The sequence below is a fragment of the Phaeobacter cretensis genome (assembly GCF_047372505.1).
Classification (GTDB): Bacteria; Pseudomonadota; Alphaproteobacteria; order Rhodobacterales; family Rhodobacteraceae; genus Phaeobacter; species Phaeobacter cretensis.
Map to the genome: position 1 here is coordinate 1954327 of NZ_JBKBEU010000001.1, position 14570 is coordinate 1968896.

Here is a 14570-nt window from a genome sequence, read left to right on the forward strand (position 1 = left end):
ACATTATAACTATCAAGCATTTTCCCGAGGACGCTATGGACAGCACCCACTCCTATTTGATCTGTGATGCTAAACTGGCAACCATGACCAGAACCGATCCGGCCTATGGGCTGATTGCAAACGGTGTGATCGCCATAGATGGCAACATGATAAGTTGGGTCGGGCCTGCTTCTGAGATGCCAGAAAGATTTTCCAATTGGCATCGCCTCTCGTTGGGTGGGCGGCTCGTCACACCGGCTCTGATCGATTGCCACACCCACCTAGTCTTCGGCGGCAATCGCGCCATGGAATTCGAGATGCGCCTGAATGGTGCCTCTTACGAAGAGGTCGCACGCGCCGGGGGCGGGATCGTCTCCACCGTATCTGCCACCCGCGCGGCCTCATTGGACGATCTGGTACTAGGAGCATTGCCCCGCCTGGATGCGCTAATTGCCGAAGGGGTCACCGTAGTCGAAATAAAATCCGGCTATGGCCTGGATCGCGAGGTTGAGCTGAACATGCTACGAGCGGCACGGCGTCTGAGTGAGCTGCGTCCGGTGTCCGTCAAAACCACCTTCCTGGGTGCTCATGCCGTACCAGCAGAATTCAAAGGCCGGGGCGATGACTATATCAACGACATCTGCATTCCGGCCCTGCGTGCGGCCCATGCAGAGGAGCTAGTAGATGCGGTCGATGGTTTCTGTGAAAATATTGCGTTTACGCCCGCGCAGATCGAACGTGTCTTCCAAGTAGCAGAAGAGCTTGGCCTGCCAGTGAAACTACACGCCGAGCAGCTAAGCCATCAGGGCGGCACAGCATTAGCAGCCAAATACGGAGCCTTGTCAGTCGATCACGTAGAGTACGCCACTGAGGACGACGCCAGAGCGATGGCGACTGCAGGCTCTGTTGCTGTGATCCTACCCGGCGCGTTCTACACCATCCGCGAAACGCAAGCGCCCCCCATCGAACATTTCCGCATGCACGGCGTCCCGATGGCGCTGGCAACTGACTGCAACCCCGGCTCCTCACCTCTGACGTCCTTGCTGTTAACGATGAATATGGCCTGCACCCTATTCCGTATGACTCCGGCAGAGGCGCTGGCAGGTATCACACGCAACGCCGCCGATGCGCTGGGACTGACAGATCGTGGTCAGATTGCCACCGGGATGTGCGCCGATCTGGCAGTTTGGGATGTGCAAACCCCTGCAGAGCTGGCCTACCGCATCGGGTTCAACCCACTTTTCACCCGTATCTATGAGGGAAAGCAATGATCGAGATGGTTCCGGGGACTGTAACCCTATCCACGCTTGAAAATATCTACCGCACCCAGACGCCGATCCGCTTGGACGCCTCTGCCCGCGAGCCCGTCGAAGCAGCAGCACGGATGGTAGAGAACGCTGCAGCAGGCAACGATGCTGTCTATGGCATCAATACCGGCTTCGGCAAACTGGCCTCGACAAAAATTGCATCAGAAGACACCGCAACCCTACAGCGCAACCTAATCTTATCCCACTGCTGCGGTGTCGGAGAACCATTGCCGGAGGACAAGACCCGGTTGATGATGGCGCTCAAACTGCTGTCGATGGGCCGCGGCGCATCAGGCGTACGTTGGCTGGTGATTGAGCAAATCGAACAGATGCTGAAACACGGCGTGGTGCCAGTGATCCCATCGCAAGGATCAGTCGGTGCATCGGGCGATCTTGCGCCGCTGGCGCATATGGCAGCAGCAATGATTGGGGCCGGCGAAGCTACCCTTGAAGGCACCCGCATGCCCAGTGCCGAGGCGCTAAAAAAAGCCGGATTAGAACCTATTATTCTTGGTCCAAAAGAAGGACTGGGCCTAATCAACGGGACGCAGTTCTCGACCGCTTGCGCACTGGCCGGTGTATTCGACGCCTGGCGCCTTGCAGAGGCATCAATGGCCATAGCATCGCTGACCACAGATGCGATCATGGGATCCACCGCGCCCTTGGTTGCTGACATCCACAGCTTGCGCGGTCATGCGGGCCAGATTGACGTAGCCGCTGTGATGCGTGCCGTTATGGAAGGGTCGGAAATCCGTGAAAGCCATCGTGAGAACGACACCCGCGTGCAGGATCCCTATTGCATCCGCTGCCAGCCACAAGTGTTGGGCGCCGCGTTGGATGTTCTGCGTATGGCAGCCCTGACACTGGAGACCGAAGCAAACGCAGTGACCGATAATCCGCTGGTGCTGGTTGATCAGGGACTCATCGTTTCGGGAGGCAACTTCCACGCCGAATACGTAGGCTTTGCCGCTGATCAAATCGCGCTCGCTCTGGCTGAAATCGGTGCTATTGCGCAGCGCCGGGTGGCGCTGATGGTCGACCCAACCCTTAGCCACGACCTCCCACCGTTCCTGACACCGGATCCGGGGCTGAACTCCGGTTTCATGATCGCCGAAGTGACCACCGCAGCGCTGATGAGCGAAAACAAACATCTGGCAAACCCTTGCGTCACCGACTCCACACCCACGTCGGCCAATCAGGAAGACCACGTGTCGATGGCCGCCCATGGTGCACTACGTCTGGCCAAGATGAACACCAATCTATCGGTGATCTTGGGGGTGGAAATGCTCTGCGCCGCGCAAGGCGTTGAGGCGCGCGACCCCTTAAAAACCTCCGCCCGGTTAAGAGACGTCTTGGCCATGCTGCGCGAGGAGATACCACCGCTTGCAGAGGACCGCTATTTGGCACCCGACATCGAAACCGCCAGCGCTATGGTTCGTACGGGCCGCGTCGCGGATGCCGCAGCCGTCAGGGTGGACGCATGATAGAGATCGCCCAAGGGAACTCACCTCTGGTGCTAGGCCTGCCTCACACTGGCACCGATGTGCCACCGGAGATCTGGAAATGCCTTAATAAAACCGGGCGGGCTCTGGCAGATACAGATTGGCACATTCACGACTTATACGACGGCGTCGTGCCGGAAGTTACAACGGTTCGAACGCCCATCCATCGGTATGTCATTGACGTGAACCGCGATCCAGCCGGTAACAGTCTCTACCCAGGGCAAAATACAACAACTCTAGTGCCAATCACGGATTTTGATGGGCTGCCCATCTGGGGTGATGGTTTTGCGCCGAACGAAGCGGAAATCACACGTCGCCGCGATGCCTATCACACACCGTATCACGCAGCTTTGAAAGCCGAATTGGTGCGTGTGAAGTCCATTCACGGGTTTGCCATCCTGTATGATTGCCACTCTATCCGAGGCGATATCCCCTTTCTGTTCGGCGGGCGCTTACCGGATTTCAATGTGGGAACCAATCTGGGCGAGACCTGTGATCCCGCGATTGAAACCATGACAATCGAAAATTGCGAAAGTGCTGAAGATTACACGTCCGTCCTCAATGGCCGCTTTAAGGGCGGCTGGACCACCCGGCACTATGGGCGTCCTAAAGATGGCTTACACGCGATCCAGATGGAGTTGGCGCAGGCCACCTACTGTGAGGAGGCTAAGCCTTGGACTTATCTCCCGCACCGCGCCGCGACCCTTCGCGTGCATCTCATTCGGATACTAACTGATCTTAAAACCTGGAGGCCCTCAGCATGAGCGATCCCCGCAAAAATACCCGCAATATCTTCCCACCAACCGGCTCGGACATCACCGCCAAATCCTGGATGACCGAAGCGCCGATGCGGATGATGATGAACAACCTGCACCCTGATGTGGCTGAAAACCCGCATGAGCTTGTGGTATATGGCGGTATCGGTCGTGCTGCGCGCACTTGGAAGGATTTCGATCTGATCATCGAGGCTTTGAAGAACTTGGAAGAAGATCAGACGCTCCTCGTACAGTCAGGCAAGCCGGTTGGCGTCTTCCAGACTCACAAAGACGCGCCAAGGGTACTGATTGCGAACTCCAACCTTGTACCACATTGGGCCAATTGGGACCATTTCAATGAGCTCGATAAAAAAGGCCTGATGATGTTCGGCCAGATGACCGCCGGATCCTGGATCTACATCGGTACACAGGGCATTGTGCAGGGAACATATGAAACTTTCGCCGAAGCAGGGCGCCAGCATTTCGACGGTGATCTGACTGGCAAGTGGATCCTAACCGGGGGCCTGGGCGGCATGGGAGGTGCACAGCCATTGGCGGCAGTTTTTGCCGGTGCCTGCTGTTTGGCGGTCGAATGCAACCGTGACTCGATTGATTTCCGCCTCCGCACTAAATACTTGGATGAAAAGGCCGAAACTCTAGACGACGCGCTGGCGATGATCGAGCGCTGGACCAAGGCCGGTGAAGCGAAATCCGTTGGCTTACTGGGCAACGCGGCTGATGTCTTTTCCGAACTGGTGGAGCGCGCCAAGGCGGGCGGCACACGTCCTGACATCGTAACTGACCAGACCTCGGCCCACGATCCCGTCAATGGCTACCTGCCGCAGGGCTGGACCATGGCACAATGGAAAGAAAAACGCGAAACAGACCCTAAATTGGTCGAAAAGGCCGCGCGTGCCAGCATGCGAGTGCAAGTGGAAGCCATGTGCGAATTCCATGCCATGGGTGTGCCCACTGTGGATTACGGCAATAACATCCGCCAGGTCGCGCTTGATGAAGGGCTGGAGAACGCCTTCGATTTCCCCGGCTTTGTACCTGCCTATATCCGTCCGCTGTTCTGCCGTGGCGTCGGCCCATTCCGTTGGTGTGCGCTGTCCGGTGATCCCGAGGATATTCGCAAGACCGACGCCAAGATGAAAGAGCTATTCCCCGAGAACGAGGGCCTGCACCGTTGGCTTGACATGGCGCAGGAGCGTATCGCTTTTCAGGGCCTGCCGGCGCGCATCTGCTGGATAGGCCTCGGCGACCGCCACAAGGCCGGTCTTGCATTCAACGAGATGGTTCGCAATGGCGAGCTCTCAGCGCCAATAGTGATTGGTCGCGACCATCTCGACTCGGGCTCCGTAGCCTCGCCCAACCGGGAGACAGAAGCGATGATGGACGGGTCCGATGCAGTGTCTGACTGGCCACTTCTCAATGCGCTGTTGAACACAGCCTCAGGTGCTACTTGGGTATCGCTGCATCATGGAGGTGGAGTCGGCATGGGCTTCTCACAGCATTCCGGTGTGGTAATTTGTTGCGACGGCTCTGAAGATGCAGATCGCCGTATCGGTCGCGTTCTTTGGAACGACCCGGCAACCGGAGTGATGCGCCACGCAGATGCAGGTTACGATATCGCCAAAGAATGCGCGAGCGAGCACGGATTAAACCTGCCAGCTATTTCCTGATCCCTCTTGAACTGGCTTGATCATCCAAGAGCACTGAGAGGACGGTGGCACCGCACCCATCTAACCGTCATCTTCCCTGCAATAGCTTAGGCATCAGATGCCGCTTCAATGACGATAAGTAAGAAAAACGCGCCTCTTTCGGGGCGCGTTTTATGTATTGAATCTGAAATCGCTAAATCAGTCGCGCAACAGTTCATTGATACCGGTCTTGGAACGGGTCCGCTCGTCTACGCGTTTTACGATCACGGCACAGTAGAGATTAATCCCGTTCTTCGATGGCATGGAACCTGCAACCACAACCGAATATGGCGGTACTTCACCGTACATCACTTCGCCGGTCTCACGATCAACGATCTTCGTGGACTGACCGATAAAAACACCCATGCCCAGGACAGAACCTTCGCGGACAATACAGCCTTCGACCACTTCAGAGCGCGCTCCGATAAAACAATTGTCTTCGATAATTGTCGGGCCAGCCTGCATCGGTTCCAGAACGCCACCGATCCCAACACCGCCAGACAGGTGCACATTCTTACCGATCTGCGCGCAGGAACCAACAGTGGCCCAAGTGTCAACCATAGTACCCTCATCGACATAAGCGCCGAGGTTAACAAAGGATGGCATTAACACCACGCCGGGCGCAATGAAGGCCGACTTGCGGACAACGCAATTTGGGACTGCGCGAAAGCCCGCTTCTTTCCACCGGGTCTCGCCCCACCCTTTAAACTTGCTGTCGACTTTGTCCCACCAACCGGCCCCCTGTGGGCCACCGGACTGCTCTTCCATATCTTTAATACGGAACCCCAACAGGACGGCTTTCTTAGCCCATTGGTTAACGTGCCAATCGCCGCTATCTTGACGTTCGGCTACACGCAGCTTGCCGCTGTCGAGCGCGTTTAGGGTCTCTTCGATCGCATCACGCTGCTCACCTTTTGTGGCGGGCGTAATGGTGTCACGGGCCTCCCAAGCGGCCTCAATTGCGGTTTCCAGCTGAGCGTTGGACATCAGGGGTCTCTCCGGCGTGAGTTTGGTTTCGCCGTTACATAACCGCATTTTGATCCGGGGTCATGTGCGGATTGCGTCAATGTTGCAACCCGTAGCGGCCCCCGGTGAAATCAAAGCCTAGGCGCTAACGCACACGGCGCAAATGGCGGCGTAGGATATCACATGCAGTTGTCAGATCACGGCGACGCATAGCCTGCACAATCAGCGCATGATCAGTGTCAACTCGTTGGCTCCAGCGGTGCTTCCAATTGGCGAACAGATGTCGAGCAGAAGCAATATGCAGATCATCAATTGTCGCCAAAAGGCGTGGCATTGCACAGGGGGCCAAAATCACCCGATGAAAAGCACGATTCTTTTGCTCCCAATCCGCCATATCGTTCGCGGCATCACAAGCCAGTCTGGCAGCATCTGCCGATTCCAACTCATCCGATCCCAAGTGTACAAACGCGTTCTGCAGCGCGAGCAACTCAAGCGAAACACGCATTTCAATGACTTCTCTTATTTCTGAAGGGTCCAATGCAGTGACCCGCATACCGCGCCGCGGAATGGACTGGGCAAGCCCGTGTGCCTCCAGCCGCAACAGAGCTTCACGCACTGGGACATGACTGGCATTGAATTCACGAGCGATGTGATCTTGGCGGAGCTTTTCACCGGCTGCTAAAGCACCGGTTACGATCCGTTCGCTTAGTGCACTATAAATTCGGTCCGATATTGTGGCGCTCATGATGCGCTGACCCAGCATCGAAGGTCGCTGATGTTAGCAAATTTGCAATCACGCAGCGTCATTTAGTGCCTCCAACGGATCATTCGCACCGTTCCCACCACAAAGAAGTACCGCAACACGCTCACCCGCCTCGGGCTGATATGCGCCACTGGTCAGCGCAGCCAATGCAGTTGCACCCGCCGGTTCGACCAACAAACGTCGCTCTCTCCACAACAGTTTCTGTGCTTTGGTGATAGCAGCATCCGATACTGTCAGTGGTGTAACTGCATCTGAGTGCCCCTGCGCTAATTCATAGCAGATATTACCTATGCGGCGCGCGCCCAGAGCATTTGCGGCCACTCCGGAAACCTCAACATCAACAGGTGCTCCAGCTTCAAGAGCCGAATGCAAAGCTGAGCAGGTTTCGGGCTCTACTGCGACGATCTTCTTCGATCCGCCGTACCAGGCCATCGCCCCCGCTATTAGGCCGCCGCCGCCTACAGCGATCAAGATGGTGTCGGCCTCCAGCCCCTGCGAATCCCATTCCACGAAACACGTGCCCTGCCCGATAACTGTGGCTGGTGCGTCGTAAGCATGTACCTGCATCGCGCCTGTTTGTTGTTCATATGACTGAGCCTTCTCCAAGGCGTTGGCATAGGCCCCTGGCACGACCTCAAGATCGGCCCCGCAAGCCCGTATCAGTGCGATTTTCGCTTGGCCCGCCATCTCCGGAACATACACCCGAGCCCGAAAACCCATTTGCTTGGCTGCGTAAGCGACAGCGGCACCGTGGTTGCCTCCAGACGCTGCAACCAAACCCGCATCAGGCACAGTTCCGCCCAATAGCGTATTGAAGGCTCCACGCGCCTTAAAGCTACCAGTGTGTTGCATATGCTCAAGCTTCAGCATGATCGGCTGTTTCAACCCAAAACCGATCGTATCCAATATCGGTGTGCGCTGAACATATTGGCGAATCCGCGTCTCTGCGGCGCCAATATCCTGTTTCCATTGCATATGAAGTCCCCCCTTGACGTCGGCGAACAGAACGTAAGCTTTAAACCAGCAGGTGCAAGCCCTTGTTGCACTTATCGTTGCTTAACCATGAACCGCCTACATGTCGGCGCCCCAATCCGGGCTGGCGCCATGACAACCAAAGCGGTAGAACTGAAACTCCGTTTTTCAGGAATAACATAGTAGGTTCGCAATGAATGATGATCGTCACAGCCGATTCCGGGATGCACATTCTGACAGGGATCGTGCGGAGCATATGCCATCAACACCGCAGACCGAATCCCCGGCCTACCGCTTGGCATTTGCGGATGAGGATTTTCTGTGTCGAGAGGAACTGCGCCCAGTGCGGTTGCAGCTTGAACTTCTGAAACCCCAGCTGATGCTGGATGAGCATGGAATCGAAAGCACTATCGTCATGTTTGGCGGTGCTCGAATCCCCGCCCCCAAGGACAAGGATCAGGCCCGTACGCAAACATTGCGGGATCTATCGCATTTCTACGACGAAGCCCGCAAATTCGCGAAGCTTATGACTGAGAAATCAATGAAATCCGGCGGCAAGAAAGATGTGATTGTCACCGGTGGTGGTCCCGGTGTGATGGAAGCCGGAAATCGTGGCGCAATTGATGCCGGTGGTGCATCTGTCGGCCTAAACATCGTACTGCCGCATGAGCAAGCACCGAACGAATATGTTACGCCTGAACTTTGCTTCAATTTCCATTATTTTGCGATCCGCAAAATGCACTTTCTCATGCGAGCAAGCGCCATCACCGTGTTTCCCGGTGGCTTTGGCACGCTAGATGAGATGTTCGAAACCCTGACCCTGATCCAAACTGGTCGAATGGAGCGGATACCCTTCGTGTTGTTCGGCCGGGAGTTTTGGGAAAAAATTATTAACTGGGATGCACTTGCCGATGCAGGCACCATCTCAGAAGAAGATCTCGATCTATTCCGTTTTGTGGAAACCGCCGAAGAGGCGATCCACATTATCGACAACTGGTCACCTGCCCCGCCGCGCGACAGTTTGCCTGGTCGCGAGGACTGATCACTCGTTATTCCCCGTCGCACCGCTTATGCTCGTGGCGGGGGTAATCTATGCAGGCATCCGGACAACCGATGGCTCAGGCGAATTCGGAAGGCAACGCACCTAGAAGTTTGCCGTGCGGGAGACGCGTTAGAAACTGCGTGCCATCGAAGTCCTTAATCGCGTAACCATATCCACGAAGGCGGAATTTCCACTCACGCGGGCTCAGTGCCTTGCCACGCTCTTCGCGAACCAAATCCAAAACGGTGGGCTCAATCGGCGTGGCGGCCGGTGTATGACTTGCCATGATCTCTTTCCCTTCCATTGACTGTCTGCAATTTGGAAACTGTTCTGCTTAAATGGCAGAAGTGTATCGTGATTGTGGAAATTTCAGGGCAGGAGAGCAGATCATCCGTTGGCCAATGACAACACTGAATGTCTATGCCGTTTCGATACCTGCGTCTTCCGGTGAGCATTCGACCATTCAAACACCAATTTTAGCGGCATTGTTCCAAATATGAAATTTGCGCCACGTCATGCCATGTTTTGCGATCTAGTGGCTTTCCCAATAGCTGCCGATTGAAACTTCAACTCATGCTCGTGAAATACAACCAAGTTCCGGACCCACATCACTTGGCGATACAGGTAGATATAGCCAATAGAGCGGTTCATCATCAGTGACCGATCATTTCCGAAGGCTCGAAAAGCCCCAAGATTCGGCGAATCCGCGCCACATTCGTTGACGAGAATGATGACAACCGAATGTGGAGTTGTCTCATGCCCAGAGTGTCCGATTATTCAGCATTGCTATATTACCTTGATGGCGATCACTATCGCTGGAATGCGCCGGCCGAGCTGGGGACACAGGCGGTCGTGACCTATAGCTTCACTGAAACATCCAGCTTGGCTGATCCAGCGGAAACCGATGACTATGGCGCAACGGAGTATTGGTCTTTTGACTCCGATCAGCGCGATTTGTTCCGGGATGCTCTGAGCCAATACGAGGACATTTCTGGCATTCGTTTTATCGAGGTCGACGGTCGCGGAATGATCAACGCCTTTGGTTCAACAGGCGGTACTGCTGGTGGCTGGGCCAATATATCCGTGTCTGGCGATGGTTTTACCGGTAGAGGCGATCTGACCGTCAACACCGAGATCATGACCAAAGGTACCTACGGCTATGTCACGATCCTGCATGAGGTGGGTCACAGTCTGGGCCTTCAGCATCCACACGACGGTGGTCTAACGCTGGAAAATCACGAAGATACGCCTGAAAACACTGTGATGTCCTATAACCACACCGCCGCCTACGTAACCGAGTTGGGCGGTTTTGATGTACAGGCAATGCAACATCTCTACGGCGCCAGCGACAGATTCGACGGATGGGAGATCCTAGGTGGCGGCAGTGCCCCCATCATCATTAGAAGCACCAACGCCTCTGAAACGGTGATTGGCACAGACCAAGGCACCACCATCAATGCTAAAGGTGGACATGATCATGTTCAGGGCCGAGAAGCAGACGATACTCTGCGGGGTGCTGGCGGCCATGATACGATGATTGGCGGATTGGGGAACGACCGGCTGTTCGGCGGCAATGGTGCTGACATTCTAACAGGCGGTACCGTTTCCGATGCGTATGGCGGCGGGAACGACGATGACATGCTTTATGGCAATCGCGGTCATGACGTATTGCACGGTGGATCCGGTAATGATCTCCTGCGTGGCGGGGTTGGTCGTGACACCCTAGTGGGCGGTGACGGTAACGACACGCTGACAGGTGGAACGGGAGCAGATACCTTCGTTTTTGATCAGGCGGATGCATACGAATCCAATCAGATTACCGATTTTGGTCGCGGCGCTGACGTGATTGACCTGTCTGGCTTGTGGCTAAACAGCCTCGATCAGCTGGATATTTCCAACGCAATTGGCACCACTACCATCTCCTATTCCACTTGGTTTGAACTGGAATTGACCAATTACACCGACACATTGACAGGATCTGACTTCGTATTCAGTTGAGGCAGCCGGGGACCTGCCTGGAGGTCGAGGTCAGGGGTTTAGCCCCGCCTCGGCCTCAATCTGTTTACGGCTCTTGCGCGCACGCTCGGTGGCCGACTTCAACTGGCCACAAGCCGCCAGAATGTCCTCACCCCGTGGGGTTCGAATTGGCGAGGCATAACCAGCCTTATAGATGATATTGGCGAAAGCATGAATTCGGTTGTTTGACGATCGGGTATAAGGAGACCCTGGCCATTCGTTGAACGGAATAAGGTTTACCTTGGCCGGAATACCCTCAATCAACTTGACCAAACGATGCGCATCATCGTCGCTGTCGTTCACGCCATTCAGCATAACGTATTCAAAGGTGATCCGTTCAGAGTTGCTCAGGCGCGGGTATGCGCGCAACGCCTCAAGCAGCGCCTCGATGTTCCAACGCTTATTAATAGGTACAAGATTGTCGCGGACCTCGTCCGTGGTCGCATGAAACGACACAGCGAGCAGGCAGCCGATTTCGTTGGCGGTACGCGCGATCTCAGGAACCACACCCGACGTCGACAGGGTAATCCGACGGCGTGACAGGCTGATTCCTTCGGGATCCATCGCGATCTTCATCGCGTCGCGTACATTTTCAAAGTTGTAGAGTGGCTCACCCATCCCCATCAAAACAATGTTTGACAATAGTCGCGCATCGTCAGTGCGAGCGCCGGGAACTGGCCATTCGTCCAGATCGTCACGCGCCATCATGATCTGACCAACAATCTCGGCAGCTGTCAGATTTCGGACCAGTCTTTGCGTCCCTGTATGGCAGAAAGAACAAGTCAATGTGCAGCCGACTTGGGAAGAAATACACAGCGTACCACGCCCGTCTTCCGGGATGTAAACCACCTCGACCTCATGGCCGCCTGCGATCCGCACCAGATATTTACGCGTGCCGTCGGTAGAGACCTGTTTGCTCACAACCTCCGGTATCGCAATTTCAAAATTCTCATCAAGCTCACCGCGATAGGCTTTGCCAAGATTGGTCATCTCGCCAAAGTCGCGCTTGCCCCATTGGTAGATCCATTGCCAGATCTGCCCGGCCCGCATCTTTGCTTGCTTCTCCGGGGTGCCATGCGCGATCAATGTTTCGCGCAATTGGTCGCGGGTCAGCCCGACAAGATTGATCTTGCCGCCCTCGGGCATTTTGCGTGGCAGGGTCAGGACGTCTTGGGTGATCGGCGCATTGGCGGTCATAGCAAAAAGACTCGGTCTGTTTGGGTGGATGCAGCTCTATATAGGATTCTCACCAAAGATCAAAAGAAATCCTAGGCGCCTAACTCTGGCGCGGCCCTACTGTGCATATTGCATTAGCGCTTCGACCCGGTCACGAGTGAGATTAATGTGGCACGACAAAACAGCAATACCGGTTCCAGAACCGCCGCCAAAGGTCGCCCCAACAAAATCACAATGTTTGTTGCGAAATTTCAACCAGGACATCTGCCCGGTCTCAAGAGCAGGTCTTACTACTTGGCGGCCAGTGACTTCGTCCAGCTCATCAGATGCATCGCGCGCATAGCCCAGCGCCCACGACAAGGCAGAATTGGCCCGTTCTTCATCACGTTCCAAACACCTGCGTACGTCGACCTGTGTCTCTGCAGCGGAACACTCCATCGCAGGATCAGCCATACCTGGCAGCGGCAAGGCAAGGATTAGAATAAGCAAATAGTACCGCATGATGCATGTTTTCTTATACTATGTTTCGGTGGCGTCGTCTGGCCAAAACAACCCTATCTTTCCAAATACGAAAACCCCGGACTATCGACCGGGGTTTCACTGACATAGCGCAAACGGCACATATGGATCGCACGTCAGCCTTAGTTACAGCGCTTTTCTGCGTCTTCAATTGCTGCGGTAAAGCCCAATAGCGAGAATGTATCCTTGGTCTGGGTGCCCCGTGCCGAACGCGCCGTCAATACAGCCTTGGCCCCACGCTTCATCGCCGTGATGATTTTGGCATCATCAGCGGCGGTTGCAGGCCAAGCCCATTCCCCCTCGGTGAACAGTTCGAACCCGGTTTCACCGACAGATAAGTTCACCGTGGATCCCGGTGCAAAAGGATACCCACCCGTGAATGTCACCTGCCCCTTATCGCCGGTTTCAGGGCGATAGAAAACAAACAGCTGGATCTTACCACGACGCACAGCCTTTACCCGGCCATCCCGCGTGTTCACAGTTTCCTTTGGCGCTGAAACGCCCCAACATTCCTTGGGGCTTTCGCCTTGAAACACGCTCCAATCGACATTGCTTGCGACGCGATTGTCAGATTCTGCCTGCTGTGCGGAAGCGCTGGTGGCCATCGCGGCCAGACACAGGCCCGCGAAGCAACGGACGAGTTTTGATGCCATTTGTCCCAACTCCAAGACTGTCTTTACCTCAAATTAGCCAGGGTCACGCGGCGTTACCTTCGCCGTCTGTTCCCAATCCCCTCGCTTGTGTACTCATACACACTATCGTAACTATCACCACGTGTGAAAGCCCGTTTGGCGGGAAATTGCCAACAAGAAAGGCGTTTGTGATGGCCAACCCTATACCAATGACCGAAGTGTGGCGCGGTCCACTACTGGAAAGCCTGCATTTGGGCCATGCCGTCGTCTGCAATGCCAAAGGCGAGATTGTGCGCAGTTGGGGGAATCCAGACGAGGTGATTTATCCACGCAGCTCGGCAAAGATGATACAAGCCCTGCCCCTCATCACATCCGGTGCTGCTGCCAAATTCGGACTGACCTCCGAACAGCTAGCGCTTGCTTGCGCGTCGCATAACGGCGCTGAGATTCACACAAGCCGTGTCAACGCCTGGCTGGATCAGCTATCGATGACTGATCAGGATTTTCGCTGTGGCACTCAGCTTCCGGACGATATCCCTGCCCGGAATGCACTGATCAAAACTGATAACAGCCCATGTCAGGTACATAATAATTGCTCCGGTAAACACGCAGGTTTTCTGACGCTGACACAACATCTGGGTGCAGGACCGGAATATGTCGAGATTGATCACCCAGTTCAGCAGGCATGTCGCAGTGCGTTTGAACAAGTGACCGATGAGCCGAGCCCCCACTATGGCATCGACGGTTGTTCAGCGCCAAACTTTGCAACATCTGTAAAAGGATTGGCGCGGGCGATGGCTTGGTTTGCCTCCGCCTCGGATCGCTCAGACCGTGACGCAGACGCAGCCCAACAACTCGTGACCGCCATGATGGCGCATCCAGAACTGGTCGCAGGCGAAACCCGCGCTTGTACCAATCTGATGCGCGCGATGGGCGGCAAGGTTGCTATTAAAACTGGCGCCGAAGCCGTTTTCATTGCGATCCTTCCAGAACAGAAACTGGGGGTCGCACTGAAAATCGCCGATGGTGCAACCCGCGCGAGCGAATGTGCCATTGCCAGCATTTTGGTTGGGTTGGGCGTGCTGGATGCAGATCATCCCGCCACACAAAAGTACCGCAACGCGCCGCTTATCAATCGACGCGGTATCGATTGCGGTTCGATCCGACCATCAGCGGAAATGATGTTCTAGTCAAAGACAACGCCCCGGCGCTTGATGCGGCCCGGGCGTCTCGTTCTT

Annotated in this window: 14 protein-coding genes; 7 read left to right on the top strand and 7 right to left on the bottom strand. The window is 55.3% G+C overall.

Going from position 1 to position 14570, the window contains the following annotated elements:
* Nucleotides 1-83: 83 nt before the first annotated feature.
* From hutI to hutU, 4 genes are read left to right on the top strand one after another with little or no spacing between them, the layout of a single operon-like run.
* Nucleotides 84-1250: an imidazolonepropionase gene (hutI, locus tag ACEWZM_RS09340; protein WP_414007991.1), complete on the top strand. Its 1167-nt coding sequence runs from the start codon at nt 84-86 to the stop codon at nt 1248-1250.
* Nucleotides 1247-2770, top strand: a complete 1524-nt coding sequence (gene hutH / locus ACEWZM_RS09345; RefSeq protein ID WP_414006166.1) for a histidine ammonia-lyase — start codon at nt 1247-1249, stop codon at nt 2768-2770. The genes hutI and hutH overlap by 4 nt, the downstream gene beginning before the upstream one ends.
* A complete protein-coding gene (gene hutG, locus ACEWZM_RS09350; protein ID WP_414006167.1) occupies nt 2767-3552 on the top strand; it encodes an N-formylglutamate deformylase in 786 nt (261 codons plus the stop codon). Before hutH ends, hutG begins: the two co-directional genes overlap by 4 nt.
* Nucleotides 3549-5228: a urocanate hydratase gene (gene hutU / locus ACEWZM_RS09355; RefSeq protein WP_414006168.1), complete on the top strand. Its 1680-nt coding sequence runs from the start codon at nt 3549-3551 to the stop codon at nt 5226-5228. Before hutG ends, hutU begins: the two co-directional genes overlap by 4 nt.
* Before the next feature lie 177 nt (nt 5229-5405).
* On the opposite strand, the gene dapD is transcribed toward hutU, so the two are convergent.
* From dapD to ACEWZM_RS09370, 3 genes are all read right to left on the bottom strand, one after another.
* On the bottom strand, nt 5406-6233 hold the full coding sequence (gene dapD, locus ACEWZM_RS09360) for a 2,3,4,5-tetrahydropyridine-2,6-dicarboxylate N-succinyltransferase (protein ID WP_414006169.1): 828 nt from the start codon (nt 6231-6233) through the stop codon (nt 5406-5408).
* Nucleotides 6234-6357: 124 nt separating this feature from the next.
* Nucleotides 6358-6957, bottom strand: a complete 600-nt coding sequence (locus tag ACEWZM_RS09365; RefSeq protein WP_414006170.1) for a GntR family transcriptional regulator — start codon at nt 6955-6957, stop codon at nt 6358-6360.
* Between the two features lie 48 nt (nt 6958-7005).
* The gene (locus ACEWZM_RS09370; RefSeq protein ID WP_414006171.1) at nt 7006-7950 is read right to left on the bottom strand and encodes a threonine/serine dehydratase; all 945 of its coding nucleotides are present in this window, start codon (nt 7948-7950) and stop codon (nt 7006-7008) included.
* Nucleotides 7951-8140: 190 nt separating this feature from the next.
* Between ACEWZM_RS09370 and ACEWZM_RS09375 the strand changes: the two genes are divergently transcribed.
* Nucleotides 8141-8989 carry an LOG family protein gene (locus tag ACEWZM_RS09375; RefSeq protein ID WP_414006172.1) on the top strand — a complete coding sequence of 283 codons (849 nt, stop codon included), beginning with the start codon at nt 8141-8143 and terminating at the stop codon, nt 8987-8989.
* A gap of 76 nt (nt 8990-9065) precedes the next feature.
* Here ACEWZM_RS09375 and ACEWZM_RS09380 read toward each other — a convergent pair whose 3' ends face one another.
* Nucleotides 9066-9275, bottom strand: coding sequence for a hypothetical protein (locus tag ACEWZM_RS09380; protein ID WP_414006173.1), 210 nt, complete (start codon nt 9273-9275; stop codon nt 9066-9068).
* 470 nt (nt 9276-9745) lie between these two features.
* Here ACEWZM_RS09380 and ACEWZM_RS09385 point away from each other — a divergent pair, with 470 nt between their 5' ends.
* Nucleotides 9746-10987: a M10 family metallopeptidase C-terminal domain-containing protein gene (locus ACEWZM_RS09385; protein ID WP_414006174.1), complete on the top strand. Its 1242-nt coding sequence runs from the start codon at nt 9746-9748 to the stop codon at nt 10985-10987.
* A 30-nt stretch (nt 10988-11017) separates the two neighbouring features.
* Here the strand turns inward: ACEWZM_RS09385 and rlmN are convergent, their stop codons facing one another.
* The 3 genes from rlmN to ACEWZM_RS09400 form a co-directional block, all read right to left on the bottom strand.
* Nucleotides 11018-12202, bottom strand: coding sequence for a dual-specificity RNA methyltransferase RlmN (gene rlmN / locus ACEWZM_RS09390; RefSeq protein ID WP_414006175.1), 1185 nt, complete (start codon nt 12200-12202; stop codon nt 11018-11020).
* Between the two features lie 96 nt (nt 12203-12298).
* Entirely contained in the window at nt 12299-12682 is a 384-nt protein-coding gene (locus ACEWZM_RS09395) for a lysozyme inhibitor LprI family protein (protein ID WP_414006176.1), read from the bottom strand.
* 140 nt (nt 12683-12822) lie between these two features.
* Nucleotides 12823-13353, bottom strand: coding sequence for an invasion associated locus B family protein (locus tag ACEWZM_RS09400; RefSeq protein ID WP_414006177.1), 531 nt, complete (start codon nt 13351-13353; stop codon nt 12823-12825).
* Nucleotides 13354-13523: 170 nt separating this feature from the next.
* Between ACEWZM_RS09400 and ACEWZM_RS09405 the strand changes: the two genes are divergently transcribed.
* Entirely contained in the window at nt 13524-14522 is a 999-nt protein-coding gene (locus ACEWZM_RS09405; RefSeq protein ID WP_414006178.1) for an asparaginase, read from the top strand.
* Nucleotides 14523-14570 lie beyond the last annotated feature (48 nt).

Excerpts from the sequence above, each read along its gene's own strand:
- hutI (WP_414007991.1), top strand. The coding sequence starts at position 84 with ATGACCAGAACCGATCCGGCCTATGGGCTGATTGCAAACGGTGTGATC.
- hutH (WP_414006166.1), top strand. The coding sequence starts at position 1,247 with ATGATCGAGATGGTTCCGGGGACTGTAACCCTATCCACGCTTGAAAAT.
- hutG (WP_414006167.1), top strand. The coding sequence starts at position 2,767 with ATGATAGAGATCGCCCAAGGGAACTCACCTCTGGTGCTAGGCCTGCCT.
- hutU (WP_414006168.1), top strand. The coding sequence starts at position 3,549 with ATGAGCGATCCCCGCAAAAATACCCGCAATATCTTCCCACCAACCGGC.
- dapD (WP_414006169.1), bottom strand. The coding sequence starts at position 6,233 with ATGTCCAACGCTCAGCTGGAAACCGCAATTGAGGCCGCTTGGGAGGCC.
- ACEWZM_RS09365 (WP_414006170.1), bottom strand. The coding sequence starts at position 6,957 with ATGAGCGCCACAATATCGGACCGAATTTATAGTGCACTAAGCGAACGG.
- ACEWZM_RS09370 (WP_414006171.1), bottom strand. The coding sequence starts at position 7,950 with ATGCAATGGAAACAGGATATTGGCGCCGCAGAGACGCGGATTCGCCAA.
- ACEWZM_RS09375 (WP_414006172.1), top strand. The coding sequence starts at position 8,141 with ATGAATGATGATCGTCACAGCCGATTCCGGGATGCACATTCTGACAGG.
- ACEWZM_RS09380 (WP_414006173.1), bottom strand. The coding sequence starts at position 9,275 with ATGGCAAGTCATACACCGGCCGCCACGCCGATTGAGCCCACCGTTTTG.
- ACEWZM_RS09385 (WP_414006174.1), top strand. The coding sequence starts at position 9,746 with ATGCCCAGAGTGTCCGATTATTCAGCATTGCTATATTACCTTGATGGC.
- rlmN (WP_414006175.1), bottom strand. The coding sequence starts at position 12,202 with ATGACCGCCAATGCGCCGATCACCCAAGACGTCCTGACCCTGCCACGC.
- ACEWZM_RS09395 (WP_414006176.1), bottom strand. The coding sequence starts at position 12,682 with ATGCGGTACTATTTGCTTATTCTAATCCTTGCCTTGCCGCTGCCAGGT.
- ACEWZM_RS09400 (WP_414006177.1), bottom strand. The coding sequence starts at position 13,353 with ATGGCATCAAAACTCGTCCGTTGCTTCGCGGGCCTGTGTCTGGCCGCG.
- ACEWZM_RS09405 (WP_414006178.1), top strand. The coding sequence starts at position 13,524 with ATGGCCAACCCTATACCAATGACCGAAGTGTGGCGCGGTCCACTACTG.